Genomic DNA, 24,179 nt, shown 5'->3' with positions numbered 1-24,179 from the left:
ACGGACCAGGAGCGGACATGACCTACGAGCAGATCCAGTACGCGGTGAAGGACGGGATCCTCACCATCACGCTGAACCGCCCCGACAAGCTCAACGCCTTCACCGGCAAGATGCTGTCGGAGCTGCTCGACGCGCTCGACCGCGCCGACCGCGACGACGACGTGCGCGCCATCGTCTTCACCGGCGCCGGCCGCGGCTTCTGCGCCGGCGCCGACCTGTCGGGCGGCGCCAACACCTTCAACGCCGAGAACCGCGGACCGGTCGATCCCGGCCTGGACGGCCACCGCGACGGCGGCGGTCTGCTGACGCTGCGCCTGTACGAGAGCCTCAAGCCGACCATCGCGGCCTGCAACGGCGCCGCCGTCGGCGTCGGCATCACCATGCAGCTGGCCATGGACGTGCGGCTGGCGTCGGAGGAGGCGCGCTACGGCTTCGTCTTCACCCGCCGGGCGATCGTGATGGAGGCCTGCTCGAGCTGGTTCCTGCCGCGCCTGGTCGGCCCGCAGCAGGCGCTGGAATGGGTCATGACCGGCCGCGTCTTCCCCGCCCAGGAGGCGCTGGCGGGGCGGCTGGTGCGCTCGGTCCACAAATCCGCCGACCTGCTGCCGGCGGCCTACGCGCTGGCGCGCGAGATCGCCGACAACACCGCGCCGGTCTCGGTCGCTCTGAACCGGCAGATGATCTGGAAGATGCTGGGCGCCGACCACCCGATGGAGGCCCACAAGGTCGATTCCAAGGGCATCTACGCGCGCGGCAAGTCGGCCGACGTCAAGGAGGGCGTGGTCGCGTTCCTGGAGAAGCGCCCGGCCCGGTTCCCGATGAAGGTCAGCGACGGCATGCCGTCCTACTTCCCGTGGTGGGCCGAGCGGACGTTCAAGTAACCGGCTCGCCACCGGCGCCGCGCGCGTCGCGGCGGTGGACGCTGCGCCCGGTTCGCTGCATTCTCCCGGCCGACTGGCGCCACCAAGAGCGCCGGCACGCACCGGAGGAGACAATGACGGAAAAACGCATCGCGCGTCGCGGCATGCTCGCGACCACGGCCGCCGCCGGCGCGCTCGGCGCCACGGCCTACATCGGCTCGGCCCGGGCGCAGGGCAAGCCGGAGAAGACCAAGGTCGTGCTCGCCGTCGGCGGCAAGTCGGCCCTGTACTACCTGTCGCTGACCATCGCCGAGCGGCGGGGATACTTCAAGGAGGCCGGTCTCGACGTCGAGATCAACGACTTCCAGGGCGGCGCCAAGTCGCTGCAGGCGCTCATGGGCGGCAGCGCCGACGTCGTCGCCGGCGCCTACGAGCACACCATCCGCATGCAGCAGCGCGGCCAGCCGATCATCGGCTTCGCGCTGATCGGCCGCGGCATGCAGCTCGCGATCGGCCTGCGCAAGGAGGTCGCCGCCAAGGTCAAGGGGCCGGCCGACGTCAAGGGCCTGAAGTTCGGCGTCACCGCGCCGGGCTCGCAGACGCACATGCTGGCCAACTACTGGGCGTCCAAGGGCGGCCTGAAGCCGAGCGACATCGTGGTCATCGGCGTCGGCGCCGGCGCCTCGGTCGTGGCCGGCATCGAGAAGGGCGAGCTCGACGCCGTGGCGCAGTCCGATCCGGCCCTGACCATCCTGCAGGAGAAGGGCCTGATCCAGATCGTGCTCGATACGCGCACGATGAAGTGCAACGCCGAGCTGTTCGGCGGGTCGATGCCCGCCGCCTGCCTGTACGCCCAGCCGGACCTGGTCAAGAAGACGCCGAACACCGCGCAGGCGCTGGCCACCGCGATCGTGCGTGCCAACCAGTGGCTCCAGACCGCGCCGCCGTCGGAGGTGGCCAAGGCGGTGCCCGAGGGCTACCTGCTCGGCGACCGCGCGATCTACGAGAAGGCGTTCGCCAACGTGCGCGACACGATCTCGCCCGACGGGATGATGCCGCCGGACGGCCCGAAGAACTGCCTGAAGTTCCTCGCCGACACCGACGACAAGATCAAGGCGGCCGAGGGCAAGCTCGACCTGACGTGGACCAACGAGTTCGCGCAACGCGCCGGGAAGCGCGCCTGAGAGCGACCGGATCGTGGTCGACGCGTTGACGTTCCGCGACGTCACGTGCCGTTTCGCGGCGCGTGACGGCGGCGGCGGCTACACGGCCGTCGGCGGCGCGTCGTTGTCGATCGCCGACGGCGAGTTCGTCTCGGTGGTCGGACCGACGGGCTGTGGCAAATCCACCCTCCTGAACGTCGCCGCCGGCCTGCTCGCGCCGTCGTCCGGGGTCGTCGAGGTGTTCGGCAAACGGCTGGCCGCGGCCGACGGGGTGAACCGGCGCGCCGGCTACATGTTCCAGGCGGACGCGCTGATGCCGTGGCGCACCGGCATCGAGAACGTGGTGGCGGGCCTGGAGTTCCGCGGCGTGGCGCGGCCGGAGGCGGTGGCGCGCGGCCACGACTGGCTGCGCCGCGTCGGGCTGGCGGGATTCGGCGACCGCTATCCCCACCAGATGTCCGGCGGCATGCGCAAACGGCTGGCGCTGGCCCAGACCCTGATCGTCGATCCCGACATCCTGCTGATGGACGAGCCGTTCTCGGCGCTCGACGTCCAGACGCGCCAGCTGATGGAGAACGAGCTGCTGGCGCTGTGGGCGGCCGACCGCAAATCGGTGATGTTCGTGACCCACGACCTCGAGGAGGCGATCGCGCTGAGCGACCGGGTGGTGGTGCTGTCGGCCGGCCCGGCGACGCGGCCGATCGCCGATTTCCGCATCGACCTGCCGCGGCCGCGCGACGTGTCGGAAATCCGCATGAGCCCCGGCTTCATCGAGGTCCACCGCGAGATCTGGAACGCGATGAAGGAAGAGGTCCTGAAGGCCTACGCCGCGCAGAAGGTGGCCTGAGATGCGGCTGCGCGCGCTCCAGATCCTGGTGCTGGTGGTGCTGATCCTGTTCTGGCACGCGATGACCCAGCCCGGCCTGATCCCGCCGTTCTACTTCGAGCAGGACAACCGGGCGGCGTTCTTCTTCGGCCAGCCGCACAAGGTGTTCCAGGTGGTGGTCGAGTGGTTCGCCAGCGGCGAGATCTTCGGCCATCTCGCCGTCACGCTGCTGGAGACGGCGCTGGGCTTCACCATCGGCGCGGCGTCCGGCCTCGTCATCGGCCTGTGGCTGGCGCTGTCGCCGACGGCGTCGGCGGTGATGGACCCCTACATCAAGGGCCTCAACTCGATGCCGCGCGTCGTGCTGGCGCCGATCTTCGCGGTGTGGTTCGGGCTGGGCATATGGTCGAAGGTCGCGCTCGGCGTGACGCTGGTGTTCTTCGTCGTGTTCTTCAACGTCTACCAGGGCGTGCGCGAGGTCAGCCCCAACGTCATCGCCAGCGCCCGCATGCTCGGCGCCAACCGGCGCCAGCTGCTGCGCGCCATCTACGTGCCCAGCGCCATGAGCTGGGTGTTCGCCAGCCTGCACAACGCGGTGGGCCTGGCGTTCGTCGGCGCCGTGGTCGGCGAGTACCTCGGCTCGGCCCGCGGCGTCGGCTACCTGATCCTCCAGGCCGAGGGCACGTTCGACATCAACACGGTGTTCGCCGGCATCCTCGTGCTGACGGCGTTCGCGCTGGCGCTCGACGCCGCCGTCGGCGCGGTCGAGCGACGGCTGATGGTCTGGCAGCCCAAGGCCAGCGAGACCGAGCCGACCTGACGCGGCGGCGGCTCCGAGATCGCCCGCTGCGCTCGGGATGACGGCAGGGCTGTCGCCGGATGACGGCGCGGCCGTGGCCGGTCCGGACGCCGTCAGCGGCCGGTGAAACGCGGCGCGCGCTTCTCGACGTAATGGGCGACGCCTTCCTTGAAGTCATCGGTGACGAAGCTCAGCTCCATGTCGTGGTTCGCCGCCGTGGTGGCCTGCGCCAGCGTCTGGAACTGCGCCTCCCAGAGCTGCCGCTTCATCACCGCCAGCGAGCGCGGCGAGACGGTCTCGGCCAGCAGCCGGGCGTAGGAGCGAGTGTCGGTCATCAACTGCGCGTCGGCGATGACGCGGTTGACGACGCCCATCGACAGCGCCTCCGGGGCGCGGAACTTGCGCGCCGACAGCAGCAGGTCCATGGCGTTGGGCAGCCCGACCAGCTTGGGCAGCAGCCACGACACGCCGTGCTCGGCGATCAGGCCGCGGGCGGCGAACGCGGTGGTGAACACCGCGCTCTCGGCGGCGAAGCGCATGTCGCAGTAGAGCGCCATGATCAGCCCGAGGCCGGCGCAGGGGCCGTTGATCGCGCCGATGATCGGCTTGGGGATCGACGGGAAATACGAATAGGTCATCTTGAACTCGGCGCTGGCGCTCCCGCCGGCCGGGACGGGGCGCGCCTTGGTGGCCCGGTCGCTGGCCGCGCCGGCGGCGCCGATCTGCTGCAGGCCGCCCATGTCGGCGCCGGCGCAGAAGCCGCGTCCGGCGCCGGTCAGCACGATCACGCGCACGTCGGCGTCGTCGCCGGCCTCGTGCATGGCGTCCTTGAGCTCGACATGCATGTCGCGGGTCCAGGCGTTGAGCCGGTCCGGCCGGTTCAGCGAGATGGTGCGGATCCGGTCCTTCGTGTCGACCAGGATGTTGGCGTAGGCCATGGCGTTTCCCCTTCCGGTGCCGCCGCCGCGCCCGGTATGGGGGCGTTGCGTGGATTGGCGTTGATTTACGACGCCGCCATTGTGATGGTGGCGGAACGGGCCGACAAGCCCGCCCCGATGGACCGAGCCCCATGACCGGCGCCGAATTCGCAGCCCTGCTGGACCGCATGACGACCGCCGCCGAGGCCGGCGACGGGCGCGCCTTCGCGGCCTGCTTCGCGCCCGACGGCGTCTACCACGACTACATCTATGGCGATCACGCCGGCCGCGACGGCATCGCCGACATGCTCGAGAACTACTTCCACCGCGACGCGGCCGACTACCGCTGGCGCTTCTTCGACCCGGTGGTGGACGGCGATCTCGCCTACGCCTGGTCGCTGTCGGCCTTCACGTCCACGGTGCGCGGAGTTCGCCGGCAAGCGCGTCGTCATCGACGGCATGAGCCGTTTCCGCCTGCGCGGCGGCCTGATCGTGGACTACGCGGAGTCGGTCAACGGCGGCGTCGCCATGGCTCAGCTCGGCGTCGCCCCGGCGCGCATGGCGAAGGTGATGGACAAGTGGTCGGGCTGGCTGAAGGCCCGCCCGGAGACCAAGGCGTATCTGGAACGGAAATGAGGGAGGGAACGATGGCGAAGCGCACCGTGGAGAATCCGCAGGCGATGAAGGCGCTGGTCGGCCAGGAGCTGGGCGTCAGCGACTGGGTCGAGATCGGCCAGGAGCGCGTCAACACCTTCGCCGACGCCACCGGCGACCACCAGTGGATCCATGTCGACGTCGAGCGCTGCAAGAAGGACATGCCCGACGGCAAGCCGATCGCGCACGGCTATCTCACGCTGTCGCTGATCCCCACCTTCAGCCACAACGTCCTGCACGTGAACAACGTGCGCAACGGCATCAACTACGGCAGCAACAAGGTGCGCTTCACCAACATGGTGCCGGTCGGATCGAAGCTGCGCGGCCGCGTGAAGCTGCTGGCGGCCGATGACATGCCGAACAACGGCGTGCGCATGACCTACGAGTGGACCATCGAGATCGAGGGCAAGGACCGTCCCGCCTGCGTCGCGGAGACCATGGGCATCGCCTACGCGGCGGCCTGACGCCGACGCGCCGGGCGCACGGGGATCGCGGGGGGATCGTGCTGCAGCGCGACGAGCTGACGCCGGAGCGGATCGACCGCCTCATCACCGAGGCGAAGGCGGCGGGCTTCGACTATTTCATCTCGCACGCCGAACGCCGCCGCCGGCTGGACGAGACGCTGAAGACCTGGACGCCGGGCACCGACGCCTGGGTGTTCGCGTACGGCTCGTTGATGTGGAACCCCGCGTTCAACTTCGTCGAGCGCCGGCCGGCCCGGCTCGACGGCTACCGGCGCAGCTTCTGCTTCTGGACGCCGCTGGGCCGCGGCACGCCCGAGAAGCCGGGGCTGATGCTGGGGCTGGAGCCGGGTGGCGCCTGCGACGGCATGGCCTACCGCGTCGCGGCCGACGCGGTGACGACCGAGTTCGCGATCCTCTACAACCGCGAGATGCTCAGCGGCGTCTACGACGCGATCTGGGCCGAGGTGGTCGATCCCACCGGCGAGCGGCTGCGCGCCGTGGCGTTCGTGGTCAACCCCGAGCATCCGCAGTATTGCGGCGCGCTGGAGCGGCCGCTGAAGTGCGAGCACATCGCCTTCGCCGAGGGCCGCCGCGGCACCTGCCGGGAGTACCTGTTCGAGTGCGCCGACCAGCTTCGCGGGCTGGGCGTGCGCGATCCCTACATCGAGTCGCTCGAGACCGAGGTCCTGAAGGTGCGCGAGGGGTCGCGGTGACCGCGCTCAAGGCGTGGTGGAACGCGCAATCAGGGAACCTCCGCGGCATCATCCTCGTCGCCATCTCCGGCGTCCTGTTCGCCGGCCTCAACGTCGCCACGATCTTCCCCGCGCGCGAGCTGAACTCCTACATGATGGCGTTCTGCCGCTATCTGTTCGGCGCCGTGTTCCTGCTGCACGTCTTCATGCGCCACGGGCTGATCGCGCCGTTCCGGACCCAGCGGCTGGGGCTCCACGCCGTGCGCGGGGCCTTCCACAGCGCCGGCATGCAGCTCTGGTTCATCGCGCTGCCGTTGATCACGCTGGCCGATCTGACGGCGCTGGGCTTCACGGGGCCGATCTTCGTCACGATCGGCGCGGCGCTGTTCCTCAAGGAGGACGTCCGCATGCGCCGCTGGATCGCGGTCGCGGTCGGCTTCATCGGCGCGATGATCATCATCCGCCCGGGGTTCACCGCCATCGGCATCGGCGCGCTGGCGGCGCTGGCGTCGACCCCGCTGTTCGCCGCGTCGAACCTGATGGCGAAATCGCTGGCCCGCACCGACAACGCCGAGGGCATCGTCATCTGGCAGTCGGTCTTCATCGTCGCGTGCGCCACGCCGTTCGCGCTCCTGAACTGGCAGACTCCGTCGCTGGAGCATGTCGGCTGGTTCCTGCTGGCGGGATTCTTCGGCACCGCCGGGCACCTCGTGATGCAGCGCGGCTACCAGGTGGCGGAGATCTCCGCGCTGCAGCCGATCGGCTTCCTGTCGCTGATCTGGAACACGCTGTTCGGGCTGTGGCTTTTCGGCCAGACGCCGAGCGAATGGACCTTCATCGGCGCCGCCGTGATCTTCGCCAGCGCCATGTACATCTCCCACCGCGAGGCGGTGCGGCGCGCCCAGATACGGTCGGCCGAGATCGTGACGAAGCCGTAAGTATCTATAAAGACTGGATATAATCCGGATCTGACGGGAACGTCGGCGCCGCCGCGACGCGACGCCGCCGCGCCTTGCATCGGGTTCCCTGCGCCCCCAGATTACGGTAAAGTATCCCCAGAGCCGGCGTCCGCGCCGGCCGTTGTTTTTTGGGCACGGAAGAAGCCATGGACAAGGTCCCGATGACGCCGGCGGGGTTCAAGTCGCTCGAGGACGAGCTGCGGAACCTCAAGGGAGTCGAGCGTCCCAACGTGATCAAGGCGATCGCGGAGGCCCGCGCCCATGGCGATCTTTCCGAGAACGCCGAGTACACCGCCGCGCGCGAGCGGCAGGGCTTCATCGAGGGCCGGATCGCCGAGCTCGAGGACGTCATCGCGCGCGCCGACGTGATCGACGTCGCCAAGCTCAAGGGCGGCAAGGTGATCAAGTTCGGCGCCACCGTGAAACTGTCGGACGAGGACACCGAGGACGAGGTTCGCTACCAGATCGTCGGTCCGTTCGAGGCCGACCTGACGAAGCACAAGATCTCGATCACCGCGCCGCTGGGCCGCGCCCTGATCGGCAAGACCGTCGGCGACAGCGTCGAGGTCCAGACACCGCGCGGCGCCAAGTCGTACGAGGTGATGTCGGTCCTCTTCAAGTAGAGCGCCGCCGCGACGTCCAGACGCCCGGCCGCGCGCCGGGCGTTTCCGTTCCGGCGGTCGGCGGCGAATTTGATTCCCCCGGTCCGGCTGGTAAGGTTCCGGTCAAACAAGGACGGGCGGGTCGGCGGTGCCGGCCGACGCGGCGTCGACCGGAGGAAGCCATGACCAGCAAGATCGGGTGGAGCGCGTCCGCGCTCATCGTCGCCGCCGCGCTCGCGGCGGCGCCCGCCGCCGCCCAGTTGTCGGCCGAGGCCGAGAAGGCCCTGTACGAGGCCGCCAAGGCCGAGGGCGAGCTGACCTGGTACACGGCGCACTTCACCGGCGAGACGGCGGCGAAGATCGGCAACGTCTTCATGAAGCGCTATCCCGGCGTGAAGGTGAACGTCGTGCGCACGACCGCCCACGTCGCCTACCAGCGCCTGACGCAGGAGCTGCGCGCCGGCGGGCCGCAGGTCGACGTCTTCGCGTCGACCGACATCGGCCACTACGTCGAGCTGAAATCGAAGGGCCTGCTGGAGAAGTTCACGCCCGCCAACGCCGCGACGGTCATCGCGTCGTTGCAGGGGATCGATCCCGACGGCATGTACCACGTCGCCTCGATCGGGCTGATCGGCATCACCCACAACACCCAGAAGGTGAAGCCGCAGGACGCGCCGAAGAACTGGACCGACCTGCTCGATCCGAAATGGCGCAACCAGGTGTCGCTCGGCCATCCCGCGTTCAGCGGCTACGTCGGCATCTGGACGCTGACCATGACCAAGCTCTACGGCTGGTCGTACTTCGAGAAGCTCGAGAAGAACAAGCCGCAGATCGGGCGCTCGATCCTCGACACCCAGACCATGCTGAAGGCGGGCGAGCGGACGGTCGCGGCCGGCTCGTACCCGCCGGCCTACGAGGCGGCCGCCAAGGGCGATCCGATGGGCGTGGTCTACCCGACCGACGGCACCGTCATGATCATCGCGCCGCAGGGCATCATCAAGGGCTCCAAGCACCCCAACGCCGCCAAGCTGTTCCAGGAATGGATGCTGAGCGCGGAGTGCAGCGCCGTGCAGGCCGAGGATTTCGGCGAGCCGCTGCACGCCTCGGTCAAGGGCAAGGGCGCCAAGTCGGCGGCCGAGCTCAAGACGCTCGTGCTCAAGCCCGACGAGATCCTCAAGGGCGTCGCCGACGTCAAGGAGAAGTGGCGCGACACGTTCGGCAACTGAGCGGCGTCGCGTCGCGGAGCCGTGGCGATGACGGACGCCGCGATGCCGGCGCCGGCCGCGCGCCGGGTCTTCGACTGGTCGATGCTGCTGTGGCTGGCGCTGATCGCCATCCTGCTGTTCGTCGTCGTCAATCCGCTGGCCCGCCTCGTGCTGTCCAGCTTCGAGGTGCGCGACGGTGCCGGCTACACCTTCGACAACTACCTCGCCGCCTACGGCCGGCCGCGCTACGTCCAGGCGCTGGTCAACACGCTGGTCATGGGCGCCGGCGTCGCGGCGCTGTCGGCGGTTTTCGCGGTGCCGTTGGCGTGGGCCTGCTCGCGCACCGACATGCCCGGCCGCAACCTGATCCGCCTCGGCGTGCTGGCGGCCTTCATCATGCCGCCCTATCTCGGCGCGGTGGGCTGGATCCTGCTGGCCGGCCCCAACGCCGGCTGGATCAACCGCGCGTGGGTGGCGGTCACGGGCGCAGGCGAGCCGCTGGTCAACGTCTTCACGCTCGGCGGCCTGATCCTGATCATGGCCTGCAACCTGTTCTTCTTCATCTTCGTGTTCACGACCTCGGCGCTGGAGCTGGTGTCGTCGGAGATGGAGGACGCGGCCAACGTTCTGGGCGCCGGTCCGCTGCGGACGGCGTTCTCGATCACCCTGCCGCTGGTCTATCCCGCGATCATCGGCGGCGTCATCGTGGTCTTCCTGCAGTCGCTGGCGCTGTTCGGCGTGCCGGCGCTGATCGCCATCCCGGCGCGCTATCCCGTCGTCACGACGCAGCTCTGGCAGTTCTTCGAGCATCCCGTGCGCGTCGAGGTCGCCGCCGCCTACGCGATCCCGCTGCTGCTGGTCACCATGGGCATGCTGGCGCTGCAGCGGCTGATCCTGCGCCGCAAGGGGTTCGTCACCGTCACCGGCAAGGGCGGCGAGCGGCGGATCGTGGCGCTGGGGCGGTGGCGCTGGCCGATGCTGGGCTACGCCGCCTTCGTGTGCGCGCTCTCCGTCGTCATGCCGATGATCGTGCTGGTGCAGGCGGCGTTCGCCAAGGCGTGGGGCCGCGGCTTCTCGTTCGACAACCTGACGCTGGCGAACTTCAAGTACGTGCTGGTGGACAACGTCTCGGCCCGGCAGTCGATCTGGAACACCGTCTGGTACTCGGCGACGGCGGCGTTCCTCGCCATCGCGCTGGCGCTGGCGATCGCCTACATCGTGCACCGCAAGCTGGTGCGCTTCGGCGGCGCGCTGGCCTTCCTCTGCATGGCGCCCTTCGTGATCCCAGGCATCGTGCTGGCGATCGGCTTCTACGCCGCCTACGCGCCGCCGCCGCTGCTGCTCTACGGCACGGCCACGATCCTGATCCTCGCCTTCGCCACCCGGCTGCTGCCGATCGCCTACGGCAGCGCCGCCGCCGGCGTCTCCAGCATCCATCCCGAGATGGAGGAGGCGGTCCGCATCCTCGGCGGCGGCCGCTTCACCGCGATCCGGCGCGTCGTGGCGCCGCTGCTCAAGCGCACGCTGGTCGGCGCCTGGGTGCTGGTGTTCATCCCCGCCAGCCAGGAGCTGTCGACCGCCATCTTCCTGACCGGGCCGAACACCCGCGTCATCTCCGTGGTGCTGCTCGACCTCAGCGAGCAGGGCAACCTCGAGCAGCTCGCGGCGCTGGGCGGCGTGCTGCTGGTCATCACCATCGGCATCGTGGCGCTGGGCTTCCGCGTCGTCGGCCGCGATTTCATGCTGCGCCGGACCTGACCGGAACGAAGGCCGGCCATGCCGCGGCCGGGCTCGCGCCGGCGGCGGTCCGGCGCTAGGGTGCGCGCCGCGAAGGGCAGGGGGACGATCGGATGCCGGGCAGGGGACCGTTGGCGCGCTTCAAGGTGCTGGATCTGACGCGCGTGCGCGCCGGCCCGACCTGCGTGCGCCATCTCGCCGACTGGGGCGCCGACGTCGTCAAGGTCGAGATGCCGCCGGGGCTGGACGACAGCGACGGCATGGGCGGCCCGCGCCACGGTCCCGATTTCTGGAATCTGCACCGCAACAAGCGCAGCCTGACGCTGAATCTGAAGGAGCCCGACGGCGTCGCGATCTTCAAGCGGCTGGTCGCCGACGTCGACGTCGTGGTCGAGAACTACCGGCCGACGTGAAGAAGCGCCTCGGCGTCGACTACGAGACGCTGCGCGCGATCAACCCCAGGCTGGTCTACGCCAGCATCTCCGGCTTCGGCCAGGACGGCCCCTACGCGCTGCTGCCGGGTTTCGACCAGGTGGCGCAGGGCATGGGCGGCCTGATGTCGATCACCGGTCTCGTCGGCCAGGGGCCGGTGCGGGTCGGCATCCCGATCGCCGACCTGTCGTCGGGCAACTACGCCGCGATGGGCATCCTGATCGCGCTGCTCGAGCGCGAGGTGTCGGGCGAGGGCCAGTGGGTCCGCACGTCGCTGCTGCAGGCCCAGATCGCGATGCTCGATTTCCAGGCCGCCCGCTGGCTGGTCGCCGGCGAGGTGCCGAAGCAGGCCGGCAACGACCATCCGACCAGCATCCCCACCGGCGTGTTCCCCACCAGCGACGGCAACATCAACATCGCGGCGTCGGGCCAGCACATCTGGAAGCGCTTCTGCGCCTGCCTCGACGCCCAGGCGATGTTCGACAACCCCGACTACAAGGGCGATGCCGACCGCTCCCGGAACCGGGCCAAGTTGAACGCCGAGATCGCGTCGTACACGGCGAAATACACCAGCGCCGAGCTGATCGACCGGCTCAACAAGGCCAGCGTGCCGTGCGGGCCGATCTACGCCATCGACGAGATGTTCGCCGATCCGCAGGTCCGCCACGTCAAGGCCGCGACGCCGTTGAACCATCCCGAGCGTGGCGAGGTCGGCGTCGTCAACCAGGCGATAGAGCTGTCGCGCACGCCGGCGGTGATCGACCGGCCGACGCCGGAGCGCGGCGAGCACACCGAGGAGATCCTGCGCGCGCTCGGCTTCGACGCCGCCGGGATCGCCGATCTGCGCGGCCGCAAGGTCGTCTGACATTCCACGCCGCCGCCCCGCGGGCCGGCGGCCATACACGGATCGAGGAGCGATGGACATGGACACCGGCACGCCCAAGATGATCGCGCGCAAGGCCGACGGCATCGGCTGGATGGTCTTCAACCAACCGGAGAAGCGCAACGCCGTGTCGTACGACATGTGGTTGGCCATCCCGAAAATCATCGGCGATTTCGAGGCCGACCCGGCGGTGCGCGTGATCGTGCTGACCGGCGCCGGCGAGCAGGCCTTCGTGTCCGGCGCCGACATCTCGGAGTTCGAGGAGCGCCGCGGCACGCCCGACGCGATCGCCGTCTACAACGCCGCCGGCGACAAGGCGCACGGCGCCATCACGCACGCGACCAAGCCGACCATCTCCATGATCAAGGGCGTCTGCGTCGGCGGCGGCATGGGCATCGCGCTGACCACCGACATGCGGATCTGCGGCGACGATTCGCGCTTCGCCGTGCCGGCCGCCAAGCTCGGCCTCGGCTACGGCTACCGCGGCATCAAGAACCTGGCCGACGTGGTCGGCCCGTCCTTCGCCAAGGAGATCTTCTTCACCGGCCGCCTGTTCAGCGCCGAGGAGGCGCGGACCATGGGGCTGGTCAACCGGGTCGTGCCCAAGGCCGAGCTGGAGAAGTTCGTCGCCGACTACGCCGGGATCATCGCCGGCAACGCGCCGCTGACGGTGAAGGCGGCGAAGATGATCATCAACGCCACGGCCAAGGACCCGGACAAGCGCGACCACGCCGCGATGGACGCCGCCGTGGAGACCTGCTTCAACAGCGAGGACTACAAGGAAGGCCGCCGCGCCTTCATGGAGAAGCGCAAGCCGCTCTTCCAGGGCCGCTGACGCCTCAGGCGCGGATCAGCGCCGGCAGCGAGCGGTAGCCGCGCAGGAAGTTGGAGTAGACGCGCACCGGCGGGCCGGCGACCTCGACGCGCAGGTCGCGCTTGAGGATCTCCTCCCACAGGATGCGCAGCTGCAGGTCGGCGAGCCGGTCGCCGACGCAGCGGTGGATGCCGGCCCCGTAGGACAGGTGCTGGCGCGGCTTGGCGCGGTCGACGACGAAATCGTCCGGCCGCTCGATCGCCGAATCGTCTCGGTTGCCGGAGACGTACCACATCACGACCTTGTCGCCCTTGCGGATGCGCTTGCCGCCGAGGATCGCGTCCTCCTTGGCGGTGCGCCGCATGTGGATCACCGGCGTCTGGTAGCGGATCGTCTCGGCGACCAGGCTCGGCACCAGCGCCGGGTTGGCGCGCAGCTTGGCCCACTCGCCGGGATTGGCGTCGAGCGCGAGCAGGCCGCCGGTCATGGTGTTGCGCGTCGTGTCGTTGCCGCCGACGATCAGCAGCGCCAGCGTGCCCACGAACTCGGCCGGCGTCATGTTCCGCGTCGACTCGCCGTGCGCCAGCATCGAGATCAGGTCGAAGCGCGGCGGCGCGTTCACGCGCTCGTTCCAAAGCTTGCTGAAATACGCGCCCATGCGGCCGAGCTCGGCCCAGCGCTCCTCCTCCGAACGCACCGGCGAGTCCGGCGCGTCGATGTTGGCGACGGCGACGTCGGACCAGAACGGCAGCTTGCGGCGGTCGTCCCACGGGAAGTCGAACAGCGTCGCCAGCATCATCGTCGTCAGCTCGATCGAGACGCGGTCGACCCAGTCGAACACCTCGCCGCGCGGCAGACCGTCGAGCACCGCCGACGTCCGTTCGCGGATCGTGCCCTCCATGTTGACGAGGTTGCTGGGGCCCACGATGGGGCTGACGGTACGCCGCCGCGTCGGATGCTCCGGCGGGTCCATGCGGATGAAGCTCACCGTCTCGCGGCCGATCGGCACGTCGGTGATCTGGATGCCGCCGAACTCCGACGACGACGAGTAGACCGCGTGGTTCAGCTCGACGGCCATGATGTCGTCGTAGCGCGTCACCGACCAGTAGGGTCCGAACGGACTCGCGGGGCAGAAGTGGACGGGATCCTCGCGCCGCAGCCGCGCGAACAGCGGGGCCCAGGTGTCGTCGCGGTACAGCGCGGGATCGCTGACGTCGATCTTATCGAGCGGGATCGAGCCCTCGGCCGCGCCGCCGGCCTCGTTCATGGTCATGGACATTTCGCTCTCCGGTCGCCGCTTTCACCGCGGTGTTGGGAGCAAGACGCGCACGCCCGGAGGATCGAGTCAACGCCGGCCCGGCCGCTTCACGCCGCCGGAATCGGCACGCCCGGTTTCTGCTTGGCGGTGCGGAAGACCATCAGCGACTTCACGTGGCTCACGTTCGGCGCCGAGGTGAGCCGCGTCGTCAGGAAGCGCTGGTAGGAGTCCCAGTCCTCGGCGACGATCTTGACGAGGAAGTCGGCCTCGCCCGCGAGCATGTGGCATTCGCGGACGTTGTCCCACGACGCCATCAGCTCCTCGAACGATTTCAGGTCCGCCTCGGCCTGGCTGTTCAGCCCGACCAGCGCGAACACGGTGACCGTGAAGCCCAGCGTCTCCGGCGCGATATCCGCATGGTAGCCGCGGATCACGCCCTCCTTCTCGAGGGCGCGCACGCGCCGCAGGCAAGGCGGCGCGGAGATTCCGGCGCGCTTGGCGAGATCGACGTTCGTCATGCGCCCATCATCCTGCAGGTCCGACAGGATGCGGCGGTCGATCTGGTCGAGCTTGGCGCGATTGGGCATGTGCGGGTCTCCGTCTCGGCACGCCTTCTAGGGCATCCCAGCCGTCGATAGCAATAAAATTACGCCCTTTTTCGGGTTGTCGCATTTTTCGCCATGCGCTTGCGCGGCTCCGCCTATGAACTCGTCCCGATTCCAAGCGATCTGGGCATATTCTCCAATCGGTATGTGTTTAATAAAGAGCCTCGCGCTCGACGCATTGCTTCTCTATTCTATGCATGCGCGCGAAGCAGGGATAGCGGCTATGACGAAGACGCACCACAGCAAGGTCCTGATCATCGGATCGGGTCCGGCCGGATTCACGGCCGCGATCTACGCCGCGCGCGCCAGTCTCAAGCCGCTGCTGGTGCAGGGCCTCCAGCCGGGCGGACAGCTGACGATCACCACCGATGTCGAGAACTACCCCGGCTTCGCGGACGTCATCCAGGGTCCGTGGCTGATGGAGCAGATGCAGAAGCAGGCCGAGCATGTCGGCACCACGGTGGCGTTCGACATCATCACCGCCATCGACCTGTCCAAGCGGCCGTTCGTCGCCAAGGGCGACTCCGGCGACACCTATGTCGGCGACTGCGTGATCGTCTGCACCGGCGCCACCGCGCGCTGGCTGGGCCTGCCGTCGGAGGAGACGTTCCGCGGCGGCGGCGTGTCGGCCTGCGCGACCTGCGACGGCTTCTTCTTCCGCGGCAAGGAGGTCGTCGTGGTCGGCGGCGGCAACACCGCGGTCGAGGAGGCGCTGTACCTGACCAACCACGCCACGAAGGTCACGGTGGTCCACCGGCGCGACTCGTTCCGCGCCGAGCGGATCCTGCAGGACCGGCTGTTCCGCAGTCCGAAGATCGAGGTAGTGTGGAACGCGGTCGTCGAGGAGATCGTCGGCGAGACCGCGCCGCATCCTCTCGTGAAGGGCGTCCGGCTGCGCGACACCTTGAGCGGGGCGGCGCGGACCCTTCCCACCGACGGCGTCTTCGTCGCGATCGGCCACGCGCCGAACACCGAGCTGTTCAAGGGGCAGCTCGACATGGATGCCGACGGCTATCTGCGGACCGTGCCCGGATCGACGCGCACCAACGTGCCCGGTGTGTTCGCCGCCGGCGACGTGCAGGACAAGATCTACCGGCAGGCGGTGACCGCCGCCGGTACCGGCTGCATGGCGGCGCTGGAGGCGGAGAAGTTCATCGCGGCGCACGAGCACGCGCCGGCCAAGGCGGCGGAATAGCCGGCGACCCGACCGCGCGCGGCGCGGCAAGGAAAGAAGAGAGGGACGGGAGCGCATCATGGACTGGGACAAGCTGCGCATCTTCCACGCGGTCGCGGAGGCCGGCAGCTTCACGCATGCCGGCGAGCAGCTGAATCTCAGCCAGTCGGCCATCAGCCGCCAGATCGGCGCGCTCGAGGAGCAGCTCGGCGTGATGCTGTTCCACCGCCACGCCCGCGGCCTGATCCTGACCGAGCAGGGCGAACTGCTCTATCGCACCGCCCGCGAGATGGCCGGCAAGGTGGCGACCGCCGAGGCGCTGCTGCACGCCAACCAGGACAAGCCGGTCGGGCGGCTCAAGATCACGGCCACGGTCGGCTTCGGCTCGACCTGGCTGACCACGCAGATCCACGAGTTCGTCAACACCTACCCGGAGATCGACGTCTCGCTGATCCTGTCCGACAACGAGCTCGACCTCGGCATGCGGGAGGCCGACGTGGCGCTGCGGCTGATCGCGCCGCGCCAGCCCGGACTGGTGCAGCGCCACCTGATGACCGTGCACAGCCACGTCTACGCCTCGCAATCCTACGTCGAGAAATACGGCAAACCGCTCAAGCCCGCCGATTTGGACAACCATAGATTGATCGTGTTCGGCGAGGACGCCCGCGCCCCGGTGCAGGACGTGAACTGGCTGCTGACCGCCGGCGGCACCGACGGTAAGGCGCGCAAGGTCGTGCTGCGCGTCAATAACACCTACGGCATCTTCCGCGCCGTCGAGAACGGTCTGGGCATCGCTTCGCTGGCCGACTACCTCGCGCGCCAGTCGACCAAGCTCGTCCAGGTGCTGCCGGAACTCGCGGCCCGCACCACCGACGTCTTCTTCACCTACCCCGAGGAATTGCGGCATTCCAAGCGGATCGCGGTGTTCCGCGATTTCCTGCTGCGCAAGGTCGCGGAGACCCGGTTTTAGCGGCGACAGGATGTCGCTGGCGGGCGCATTCCCGTGTTGCGACAAGGGTATTGCCCCTGTCGCATGGCTGTGATGATCAATTCCCTGTGGTTTCCAGGCCGCGCGAACCCCATCTTATGGAGGTCGCTGGCGCGACGCTTCCAAGCGCCGCTAGCGGTGGGCCCGGGGCGATCCCTCGGGCAGGGATCTTCGGATCCTACGTCTCCCAGACGTGAAGCCTCCCTGTTTGACTTAAGGCCGGGTCCCACGACCCGGCCTGTTCTTTTTCGAGTCGGTGCGGCGGCCTCCGGGCGCTCGATGCGCGCGGCGGGCGTGCCGCGCTGGGAGGCCGTGCGCACGGCGTAGAGTGCGGATGTTGGCATGGGCGGTTCCGCGGATCGGATGGCGCCGACCCGACGCCCTCCTGCGCGTGGAGCGATGGCGATGGCGGAGATTCTCGCGCTGGGATTGACCCACTACCCGCCGCTCTGCGGGTCCGACGACGACATGGCCGGCATCCTGCGCTGGACGCTCCAGGATCCCGCGATTCCACCGGCCCTGAAGGATCCGGCGAACTGGCCCGACGCGATGCGCCGGGAGTGGGGCGACGACGGCGCGGCGGCGGCGCACCGCGCGGCGCTGGTCGCGGGCTTTCGGCGGGTGCGCGCCGCGCTCGACGCGTTCGACCCGGACGTGGTGCTGATCTGGGGCGACGACCAGTACGAGAATTTCCGCGAGGACGTGATCCCGCCGTTCACGGTCTGCGCCTATCCCGACATGGTCGTGCGGCCTTGGGCCGACGCCAAGGATTCCTCGGCGATGCGCGGCAAGGCGAACGTCTGGGGCGAGGGGCCCGACCATGCGTTCACCCTGCGCGGACGGCCGGACATCGCGCGCCACCTCGCGACCGGCCTGCTGGAATCGGGAATCGACGTCGCCTACGCCTACAAGCCGCTGCACCACCACGGCGTGGCGCACGCGTTCCTCAACGCCGTCCTGTTCCTCGACTACGGGCGGCGCGGCTTCGACCATCCCGTGGTCACGTTTCCATTGAACTGCTACGGCCGCCGCGTCATCAGCTGCAAAGGCTTCCTGACACGCATGGGCGATCCGGTGGAGTTCGATCCGCCGTCGCCATCGCCCCGCCGCTTCATGGAGATGGGGGCGGCCGCCGCGCGCGTCCTGCGCGCCAGCCCGTGGCGCGTGGCGCTGGTGGCCTCGTCGAGCTGGTCGCACGCCTTCCTGTGCGACAAGACCCACCGCCTGCGGCCCGACACGCCGGCCGACCGCCATCTCTACGACGCGCTGCGCGCCGGCGACTTCGACGCCTGGCGGCGCACGTCGCTGCGCGAGGTCGAGGACGCGGGCCAGCAGGAGGTGCTGAACTGGTTCGCGCTGATGGGCGCCGTCGAGGCGCTGGGCGCGCGGCTGGACTGGAGCGACTGGGTGGAGACCTCGATCTTCAACTCGAACAAGGTGTTCGCCGCCTACCATCCCGCGTAGCGCGCTTGGCGCCGGCCGGCGGCCGGGGCATGCTGGCGTCGACGGCGCGCACAGGCGCCGGCTTCGAGGGAGGACGGCGATGAGGGATCTCGGCAGGCGGCCCGCGTCGGGCATGGCGCTGGCGGCGGGCGCGGCGCTCGCGGCCGGCGGCGCGCGCGCCCAGGCGTGGCCTGCGAAACCCGTCTCGATGGTGGTGCCGTATCCGCCGGGCGGCCTCAACGACGTCGTGGCCCGCGGCTTCGCCGACAAGATGACCGCCGATCTCGGCCAGTCGGTGATCGTCGACAACAAGGCCGGCGCCGCGACCACGGTGGCGTCCAATTTCTCGGCCAAGGCGCCGCCGGACGGCCATACGATCTACGCCGCCGGCACCTCGCTGGTGATCAACCCGACGCTGCAGGGCAACGTCCAGTACGACGCCAAGAAGAGCTTCGCGCCGGTGTCGCTGATGTCGGTCACGCCGTTCATCCTGCAGGTCAACGCCGCGTTCCCGGCCAAGGACCTGAAGGAGCTGATCGCGCACGTGAAGGCCAATCCCGGCAAGTTCAACATCGCCAGCTCCGGCATCGGCGCGGTCAACCACATGTGCGCCGAGCTGCTCAAGGACATGGCTGGGCTGAACATCACGCACGTGCCCTACCGCGGCGGCGCGCCGGCGGCCCAGGACCTCGCCAGCGGCCAGGCGCAGATGATGTTCTCGGCCTCGCTCGAGGCGGCGCCGCTGCTTCAACGCGGCGCCACGCGGGCCATCGCGATCTCGAGCGGCACCCGCGCGCCGGCGTTCCCCGACATCCCCACCGTGGCGGAGGCCGGAAACCTGCCGGGCTTCGACGCGGTGTTCTGGCAGGCGATGGTGGTGCCGGCCGGCACGCCGCAGCCGGTCATCGACCGGCTCCAGGCCGCGATCGCCAAGATCTGCGCCGATCCCGCCATGGTCAAATCCTTCGCCGAGCGCGGCGTCGACCTCAAGAGCTCGACCCCTGCCGAGCTCGCCGCGCTGATCGACCGCGAGGAGAAGCGCTGGAGCACGCTGATCCGCGAGAAGGGCATCAAGGCGGAGTGACCGCCGCCCCGCGATGACGCCGCGCCGGTCCAACGCGTTCGACCCCGAGGAGATCCTCGCGGGCATCCTCGACTGGGTCGGGCGCGAGAGCCCGACCTTCGACGCCGGCGCCGTCAACGCCATGATGGACGTGGCCGCCGCGACGATGCGCGGCCTCGGCGCCGCGATCGAGCGCGTCGCGGGCGTCGACGGCTACGGCGACGTCGTGCTGGCGCGCGTCCCGGGCCGCCGCGCGGGGCCGGGAATCCTCGTGCTCGGCCATCTCGACACCGTGCATCCGGTCGGCACCGTCGACGGCGCGCTGCCGATCCGGCGGGACGGCGACCGGGTCTATGGGCCGGGCATCTTCGACATGAAGGGCGGCATGTACCTCGCGGTCCACGCCTTGCGCGAGACCCAGCGCCAGGGCGGCGGGCCGGAGCTGCCGGTGACGTTCATGTTCGTGCCAGATGAGGAGGTCGGCAGCCCGTCGACCCGGGCGCTGATCGAGGCCGAGGCGCGGGCGCACCGCCACGTGCTGGTGCCGGAGCCGGGCCGGCCGGGCAACACCGTGGTGACCGGCCGCCACGCTTTCCTGCGCTTCACCGTGACCACCCACGGCCGGCCGGCGCACGCCGGCTCGACCAACCGAGACGGCCGCAGCGCGATCCGCGCCATGGCGGGGTTGATCGAGGCGATCGAGCGGCGCTCGGATTTCGCGCGCGGCGTCACTTACAGCGTCGGCGTCGTCTCCGGCGGGCGCTGGGTCAACGTCATCCCGATCGAGTGCTCGGCCCAGGTGCTGGCCGTGGCGCCGACCCCGGAGGCGTTCGACGAGGTGGTCGCGTTCATGACCGGCCTCGCCGGCGACCGCGACGGCGTGCGCGTCGAGGTCGCGCGCGGGCCGGTGCGGCCGTTGTTCGCGCCGCATCCCGGCACGATGGCGCTCTACGAGCGCGCCCGCGAGATCTCGCGCGGCGTCGGCGTCGACCTCGCGCACGGGCAGTTCGGTGGCGGCAGCGACGGCAATTTCACCGGTGCGCTGGGCGTCCCCACGCTGGACGGGCTGGGCGTGCTTGGCGGCGGCGCGCACACGCACGAGGAGCACCTGCTGGTCTCCTCGCTGGAGCCGCGGGCGCGCCTGATGGCCGGGCTGCTGGAAACCCTGACGTAGGCGCGCGCCGCCGGCTAGGATCGCCGCCAGCCCCGGTTCCGCCATGATCGCGGCCACACCGCGCCACGGTCGGTCCGGACACTCGCGCCGCCGCATCCAGGGAGGACGCCCATGATCCTACGCGCCACCATCGCCGCCGCCGCGCTCTCCGTTCCGCTCGCGCTGGCGCCCGGCGCGCCGGCCTCGGCGTTCTGCGGGTTCTACGTCGGCAAGGCCGACAGCTCGCTGTTCAACGAGGCCTCGCAGGTGATCCTGGCGCGCGACGGGCGGCGCACGACGCTGTCCATGCTCAACGACTACAAGGGCGCGCTGACCGAGTTCGCGCTGGTGGTGCCGGTGCCGGTCGTGCTGCGGCGCGAGCAGGTCAAGGTGATCGAGAAGAAGACGTTCGAGCGGCTCGACTCCTACTCGGCGCCGCGGCTGGCCGAGTATTTCGACGAGGATCCGTGCGCGCCGCGGCCGCCGATGGTGGCGATGGCGCCCTCCTCGTCGCGCGATATGGCGGGCGGCGCCCCCCGGCGCGGCGAGAAGGCGCTGGGCGTGACCGTCGAGGACAGCTTCTCGGTCGGCGAGTACGACATCGTCATCCTCTCGGCCACCGAATCCGACGGCTTGGAGACCTGGCTGACGCAGAACGGCTACCGCATCCCCGCCGGCGCCGCGCCGGCGCTGCGGCCCTACATCCTGCAGGGCATGAAGTTCTTCGTCGCCAAGGTGAACCTCAAGGAGCAGGCCAAGACCGGCGGGCAGTTCCTGCGGCCGATCCAGTTCACCTTCGAGAGCGAGAAGTTCATGCTGCCGATGCGGCTGGGCATGATCAACGCCCAGGGCCCGCAGGACATGATCGTCTACGTCCTCAGCAAGACCGGGCGCGTCGAGTCGACCAACTACCGCACGGTCAAGCTGCCGGCCAACATGGATCTGCCGACCTGTCTGCGCGATCCCGGCCGGTTCAAGGATTTCTACAAGGCGATGTTCGACCGCCGCGCGCGCGACGAGGGCTTCCGCGCCGTGTTCACGGAGTACGTCTGGGACATGGCGTGGTGCGATCCCTGCGCGGCCGATCCGTTGTCGCGCGACGAGCTGCTGGCGGCCGGCGTGACGTGGCTGGGCGAGGGGCCGGCGGGCCAGACCGGCGGGCAGGGCAGGGTCCGCCCGACGCCGATGCCGCCGGGCGCCGCGCCCGTGACGCTGACGCGGCTGCACGTGCGCTACACCCGCGAGAGCTTCCCCGAGGACCTCGCGCTCCAGGAGACCGGCGACCGGCAGAACTTCCAGACCCGCTACGTGCTGCGCCATCCGTGGAGCGGTCCGACCGGCGCGACGGCGCAGTGCCCGGCCGCCGTCGAATACGGCCGCGCGCTGCGCGCCCGCCAGGAGCGCGAGGTCCAGACCCTCTCCAATCTGACGGGCTGGAACATCGACGAGGTCCGCCGCCGCCAGCGCGAGGCGCCCGCCGCGACGCCGCGCCGGTAGCGCGCCGGCGCGGGGGGGGCGATGGCCTCCATCGATCTCGCGCCGGCGCCCGGTCCGGTCCCGCCGCTCGTCCGCCTGCGCGACGCGTGGAGCCGGCTCGACGCGCGCGTGCTGCAGATCCTGTTCCTCGGATCGCTGCTGCTGGCCGGCGCGTTCATGCGCGATTTCGCCATCCGCTGGGAGCAGGTCGTCCTGACCTTCGCGTTCGGGTTGACGACGCAGGCCCTGGGCGCGCGCTGGCTCGGCCTGCCGGCGCACGGGATCCTCAGCGCCGTGGTGACGTGCTTCGGGCTCTCGATCCTCGTGCGCGCCGACTCGCTGTGGGTGCATCCGCTGGTGGCCACGCTGGCGATCGGCGCCAAGTTCACGGTGCGCGTGCGCGGCAAGCACATCTTCAATCCCGCCAATCTCGGCGCCATGGTCGCGCTGCTGTTCCTGCCCGGCGCGTGGATCTCGCCGGGCCAGTGGGGCAACGACATGTCGCTGGCGCTGTGGGTGGCGGTGCTGGGCGTCACCGTCTCCAGCAGCGCGCGGCGCTTCGACATCGCCTGGGCGTTCCTCGCCTTCTACGTCGGGCTGCTGGCGCTGCGCATCGTCTACCTCGGCGCGCGCTGGGCCGTGCTCGAGAACCAGCTCGCCAGCGGCGCGCTGATCCTGTTCACGTTCTTCATGATCACCGACCCCATGACGACGCCGAACCGGCGGATCATGCGCTACCTCTACGCCTTCATCGTCGCCGTCATCGCCTTCGCCTGGCACTTCGTGCTGTTCCGCACCAACGGCCTGATCTGGGCGTTGATCATCGCCACGCCGCTGGTGCCCGTCATGGACTGGCTGATGCCGGCGCCCAAGCACCAGTGGCGCCCCGAGGCGCCGCCCCCGCCGGCCACGGAAAGGTTGCCAGCGGCACCATCGTCGCTAGGTTAGGGGCCGTTCCGAAGCTTGGTGGATTTCTCAGGATGCGCGCGCTCGTCTGCACGGAATACGGCCCGATCGACAGCCTCAAGATCCAGGAGATGCCCGTGCCGGCGATGGCGCCGGGGCACGTGCGCGTCGCGGTGCGCGCCGCCGGCGTCAGCTTCGCCACCATCCTCGGCGTGCAGGGCAAGCACCAGAACAAGCCGGCGCTGCCCTACATCCCGGGCAACGAGATGGCGGGCATCGTCCTCGACGCGGCCGACGACGTCGCCGGCTTCAAGGCCGGCGACCGCGTCTGCGGCCCGACGTCGAGTGGCGCGTTCGGCGCCGAGGTCGTGGTGCCGGCGTACAATCTCCAGAGGATCCCGGACTCGCTGGATTTCGCCGCCGCGACCAACTTCCCGACGCTCTATCCCACCGCCTACGGCGCGCTGCGCTGGAAGGCGCGCATGCGGCCCGGCGAGACGCTGCTGGTGCACGGCGCCGGCGGCGGCTCGGGTCTGACGGCGGTGGAGGTCGGCAAGGCGATGGGCGCCACGGTCATCGCCACCGCCGGCGGCGCCGACAAGCTGGCCGTCGCGCGCGCCCACGGGGCCGACCACGTGGTCGATTCGCGGTCGGAGGACATCCGCGCCCGGGTGCTGGAGATCACCGGCGGCAGAGGCGTCGACGTGGTCTACGATCCGGTCGGCGGCGAGGTGTTCGACGCCTCGATGCGCTGCGTGGCGCCGGAGGCGCGGATCATCCCGATGGGCTTCGCCAGCGGCCGCGTGCCGCAGATCCCCGCCAACATCCTGCTGGTCAAGAACATCACGGTGATCGGCTTCTACTACGGCTACTACAACGGCTGGAGCGGCCGCGGCGGCGGCCCGGACCCGGACCTCGACCGGCGGCGCGGCATGGTGCGCGACGCCTTCAGCGAGATGTTCGGCTGGCTCGAGGCCGGCAAGCTCAAGCCCAGGGCCGCCGGAATCTTCCCGCTCGCCGACTGGGTCGCGGCCTTCCGCCTGATCGAGGACCGCAAGGTCGTCGGCAAGGCGGCGCTGGACCCGACACGATGACCGCGCCGCGTC

General features: G+C 69.8%; 22 protein-coding genes and 2 pseudogenes. 21 read left to right on the top strand and 3 right to left on the bottom strand.

What is annotated here, in order from left to right:
- Nucleotides 1–17 precede the first annotated feature (17 nt).
- The 4 genes from IPK81_05365 to IPK81_05350 all read left to right on the top strand — a co-directional run bounded on the left by IPK81_05365 (nt 18) and on the right by IPK81_05350 (nt 3,669).
- Nucleotides 18–881 (top strand): crotonase/enoyl-CoA hydratase family protein, encoded by an 864-nt coding sequence (locus tag IPK81_05365; GenBank protein ID QQS13661.1) that lies wholly within the window; start codon nt 18–20, stop codon nt 879–881.
- Between the two features lie 113 nt (nt 882–994).
- Nucleotides 995–2,044, top strand: a complete 1,050-nt coding sequence (locus IPK81_05360; protein ID QQS13660.1) for an ABC transporter substrate-binding protein — start codon at nt 995–997, stop codon at nt 2,042–2,044.
- Between the two features lie 10 nt (nt 2,045–2,054).
- Nucleotides 2,055–2,870, top strand: a complete 816-nt coding sequence (locus tag IPK81_05355; protein QQS14963.1) for an ABC transporter ATP-binding protein — start codon at nt 2,055–2,057, stop codon at nt 2,868–2,870.
- 1 nt (nt 2,871) lies between these two features.
- Nucleotides 2,872–3,669 carry an ABC transporter permease gene (locus IPK81_05350; GenBank protein ID QQS13659.1) on the top strand — a complete coding sequence of 266 codons (798 nt, stop codon included), beginning with the start codon at nt 2,872–2,874 and terminating at the stop codon, nt 3,667–3,669.
- A gap of 92 nt (nt 3,670–3,761) precedes the next feature.
- On the opposite strand, the gene IPK81_05345 is transcribed toward IPK81_05350, so the two are convergent.
- The gene (locus IPK81_05345; protein ID QQS13658.1) at nt 3,762–4,586 is read right to left on the bottom strand and encodes an enoyl-CoA hydratase; all 825 of its coding nucleotides are present in this window, start codon (nt 4,584–4,586) and stop codon (nt 3,762–3,764) included.
- 131 nt (nt 4,587–4,717) lie between these two features.
- On the opposite strand from IPK81_05345, the pseudogene IPK81_05340 reads away from it, so the two are divergent.
- The 9 genes and pseudogenes from IPK81_05340 to IPK81_05300 all read left to right on the top strand — a co-directional run bounded on the left by IPK81_05340 (nt 4,718) and on the right by IPK81_05300 (nt 13,028).
- Nucleotides 4,718–5,201: pseudogene (locus IPK81_05340) on the top strand (nuclear transport factor 2 family protein).
- A gap of 11 nt (nt 5,202–5,212) precedes the next feature.
- On the top strand, nt 5,213–5,683 hold the full coding sequence (locus IPK81_05335; protein QQS13657.1) for a MaoC family dehydratase: 471 nt from the start codon (nt 5,213–5,215) through the stop codon (nt 5,681–5,683).
- A gap of 38 nt (nt 5,684–5,721) precedes the next feature.
- Nucleotides 5,722–6,396 carry a gamma-glutamylcyclotransferase gene (locus IPK81_05330; protein ID QQS13656.1) on the top strand — a complete coding sequence of 225 codons (675 nt, stop codon included), beginning with the start codon at nt 5,722–5,724 and terminating at the stop codon, nt 6,394–6,396.
- Entirely contained in the window at nt 6,393–7,313 is a 921-nt protein-coding gene (locus tag IPK81_05325) for a DMT family transporter (GenBank protein QQS13655.1), read from the top strand. The genes IPK81_05330 and IPK81_05325 overlap by 4 nt, the downstream gene beginning before the upstream one ends.
- A 167-nt stretch (nt 7,314–7,480) precedes the next feature.
- Entirely contained in the window at nt 7,481–7,957 is a 477-nt protein-coding gene (greA, locus tag IPK81_05320; GenBank protein QQS13654.1) for a transcription elongation factor GreA, read from the top strand.
- A 161-nt stretch (nt 7,958–8,118) separates the two neighbouring features.
- The gene (locus IPK81_05315) at nt 8,119–9,162 is read left to right on the top strand and encodes an extracellular solute-binding protein (protein ID QQS13653.1); all 1,044 of its coding nucleotides are present in this window, start codon (nt 8,119–8,121) and stop codon (nt 9,160–9,162) included.
- Nucleotides 9,163–9,189: 27 nt separating this feature from the next.
- On the top strand, nt 9,190–10,899 hold the full coding sequence (locus IPK81_05310; GenBank protein ID QQS13652.1) for an iron ABC transporter permease: 1,710 nt from the start codon (nt 9,190–9,192) through the stop codon (nt 10,897–10,899).
- A gap of 92 nt (nt 10,900–10,991) precedes the next feature.
- A pseudogene (locus IPK81_05305) lies at nt 10,992–12,175 on the top strand (CoA transferase).
- A 52-nt stretch (nt 12,176–12,227) separates the two neighbouring features.
- Nucleotides 12,228–13,028 (top strand): enoyl-CoA hydratase/isomerase family protein, encoded by an 801-nt coding sequence (locus IPK81_05300; protein QQS13651.1) that lies wholly within the window; start codon nt 12,228–12,230, stop codon nt 13,026–13,028.
- A gap of 4 nt (nt 13,029–13,032) precedes the next feature.
- Here IPK81_05300 and IPK81_05295 read toward each other — a convergent pair whose 3' ends face one another.
- Both IPK81_05295 and IPK81_05290 read right to left on the bottom strand, forming a co-directional pair.
- Nucleotides 13,033–14,286: a cytochrome P450 gene (locus IPK81_05295; GenBank protein ID QQS13650.1), complete on the bottom strand. Its 1,254-nt coding sequence runs from the start codon at nt 14,284–14,286 to the stop codon at nt 13,033–13,035.
- Nucleotides 14,287–14,372: 86 nt separating this feature from the next.
- Nucleotides 14,373–14,852 (bottom strand): Lrp/AsnC family transcriptional regulator, encoded by a 480-nt coding sequence (locus IPK81_05290; protein ID QQS13649.1) that lies wholly within the window; start codon nt 14,850–14,852, stop codon nt 14,373–14,375.
- A gap of 241 nt (nt 14,853–15,093) precedes the next feature.
- Between IPK81_05290 and trxB the strand changes: the two genes are divergently transcribed.
- From trxB to IPK81_05250, 8 genes are all read left to right on the top strand, one after another.
- Nucleotides 15,094–16,065 carry a thioredoxin-disulfide reductase gene (gene trxB, locus IPK81_05285; GenBank protein ID QQS13648.1) on the top strand — a complete coding sequence of 324 codons (972 nt, stop codon included), beginning with the start codon at nt 15,094–15,096 and terminating at the stop codon, nt 16,063–16,065.
- 58 nt (nt 16,066–16,123) lie between these two features.
- The gene (locus tag IPK81_05280) at nt 16,124–17,014 is read left to right on the top strand and encodes a LysR family transcriptional regulator (protein QQS13647.1); all 891 of its coding nucleotides are present in this window, start codon (nt 16,124–16,126) and stop codon (nt 17,012–17,014) included.
- A gap of 423 nt (nt 17,015–17,437) precedes the next feature.
- On the top strand, nt 17,438–18,496 hold the full coding sequence (locus IPK81_05275; protein QQS13646.1) for an extradiol ring-cleavage dioxygenase: 1,059 nt from the start codon (nt 17,438–17,440) through the stop codon (nt 18,494–18,496).
- 79 nt (nt 18,497–18,575) lie between these two features.
- On the top strand, nt 18,576–19,559 hold the full coding sequence (locus tag IPK81_05270; protein ID QQS13645.1) for a tripartite tricarboxylate transporter substrate binding protein: 984 nt from the start codon (nt 18,576–18,578) through the stop codon (nt 19,557–19,559).
- A gap of 13 nt (nt 19,560–19,572) precedes the next feature.
- Entirely contained in the window at nt 19,573–20,712 is a 1,140-nt protein-coding gene (locus IPK81_05265; protein ID QQS13644.1) for a M20/M25/M40 family metallo-hydrolase, read from the top strand.
- A 111-nt stretch (nt 20,713–20,823) separates the two neighbouring features.
- On the top strand, nt 20,824–22,188 hold the full coding sequence (locus IPK81_05260; protein QQS13643.1) for a DUF2330 domain-containing protein: 1,365 nt from the start codon (nt 20,824–20,826) through the stop codon (nt 22,186–22,188).
- 21 nt (nt 22,189–22,209) lie between these two features.
- Complete coding sequence (locus IPK81_05255) at nt 22,210–23,115, top strand: RnfABCDGE type electron transport complex subunit D (GenBank protein ID QQS13642.1); 906 nt, start codon at nt 22,210–22,212, stop codon at nt 23,113–23,115.
- A 32-nt stretch (nt 23,116–23,147) separates the two neighbouring features.
- On the top strand, nt 23,148–24,167 hold the full coding sequence (locus tag IPK81_05250) for an NADPH:quinone oxidoreductase family protein (GenBank protein ID QQS13641.1): 1,020 nt from the start codon (nt 23,148–23,150) through the stop codon (nt 24,165–24,167).
- Nucleotides 24,168–24,179 lie beyond the last annotated feature (12 nt).

It is taken from the genome of Rhodospirillales bacterium (assembly GCA_016699855.1).
Classification (GTDB): Bacteria; Pseudomonadota; Alphaproteobacteria; order Reyranellales; family Reyranellaceae.
The sequence above is the reverse complement of the archived record's forward strand: the minus strand, read 5'-3'. Positions and strand labels throughout refer to the sequence as shown.

What these genes read in the sequence shown, in the direction of transcription:
- IPK81_05365 (QQS13661.1), top strand. Translation starts at nt 18, where the DNA reads ATGACCTACGAGCAGATCCAGTACGCGGTGAAGGACGGGATCCTCACC.
- IPK81_05360 (QQS13660.1), top strand. Translation starts at nt 995, where the DNA reads ATGACGGAAAAACGCATCGCGCGTCGCGGCATGCTCGCGACCACGGCC.
- IPK81_05350 (QQS13659.1), top strand. Translation starts at nt 2,872, where the DNA reads ATGCGGCTGCGCGCGCTCCAGATCCTGGTGCTGGTGGTGCTGATCCTG.
- IPK81_05345 (QQS13658.1), bottom strand. Translation starts at nt 4,586, where the DNA reads ATGGCCTACGCCAACATCCTGGTCGACACGAAGGACCGGATCCGCACC.
- IPK81_05335 (QQS13657.1), top strand. Translation starts at nt 5,213, where the DNA reads ATGGCGAAGCGCACCGTGGAGAATCCGCAGGCGATGAAGGCGCTGGTC.
- greA (QQS13654.1), top strand. Translation starts at nt 7,481, where the DNA reads ATGGACAAGGTCCCGATGACGCCGGCGGGGTTCAAGTCGCTCGAGGAC.
- IPK81_05315 (QQS13653.1), top strand. Translation starts at nt 8,119, where the DNA reads ATGACCAGCAAGATCGGGTGGAGCGCGTCCGCGCTCATCGTCGCCGCC.
- IPK81_05310 (QQS13652.1), top strand. Translation starts at nt 9,190, where the DNA reads ATGACGGACGCCGCGATGCCGGCGCCGGCCGCGCGCCGGGTCTTCGAC.
- IPK81_05300 (QQS13651.1), top strand. Translation starts at nt 12,228, where the DNA reads ATGGACATGGACACCGGCACGCCCAAGATGATCGCGCGCAAGGCCGAC.
- IPK81_05295 (QQS13650.1), bottom strand. Translation starts at nt 14,286, where the DNA reads ATGTCCATGACCATGAACGAGGCCGGCGGCGCGGCCGAGGGCTCGATC.
- IPK81_05290 (QQS13649.1), bottom strand. Translation starts at nt 14,852, where the DNA reads ATGCCCAATCGCGCCAAGCTCGACCAGATCGACCGCCGCATCCTGTCG.
- trxB (QQS13648.1), top strand. Translation starts at nt 15,094, where the DNA reads ATGACGAAGACGCACCACAGCAAGGTCCTGATCATCGGATCGGGTCCG.
- IPK81_05280 (QQS13647.1), top strand. Translation starts at nt 16,124, where the DNA reads ATGGACTGGGACAAGCTGCGCATCTTCCACGCGGTCGCGGAGGCCGGC.
- IPK81_05275 (QQS13646.1), top strand. Translation starts at nt 17,438, where the DNA reads ATGGCGGAGATTCTCGCGCTGGGATTGACCCACTACCCGCCGCTCTGC.
- IPK81_05270 (QQS13645.1), top strand. Translation starts at nt 18,576, where the DNA reads ATGAGGGATCTCGGCAGGCGGCCCGCGTCGGGCATGGCGCTGGCGGCG.
- IPK81_05265 (QQS13644.1), top strand. Translation starts at nt 19,573, where the DNA reads ATGACGCCGCGCCGGTCCAACGCGTTCGACCCCGAGGAGATCCTCGCG.
- IPK81_05260 (QQS13643.1), top strand. Translation starts at nt 20,824, where the DNA reads ATGATCCTACGCGCCACCATCGCCGCCGCCGCGCTCTCCGTTCCGCTC.
- IPK81_05255 (QQS13642.1), top strand. Translation starts at nt 22,210, where the DNA reads ATGGCCTCCATCGATCTCGCGCCGGCGCCCGGTCCGGTCCCGCCGCTC.
- IPK81_05250 (QQS13641.1), top strand. Translation starts at nt 23,148, where the DNA reads ATGCGCGCGCTCGTCTGCACGGAATACGGCCCGATCGACAGCCTCAAG.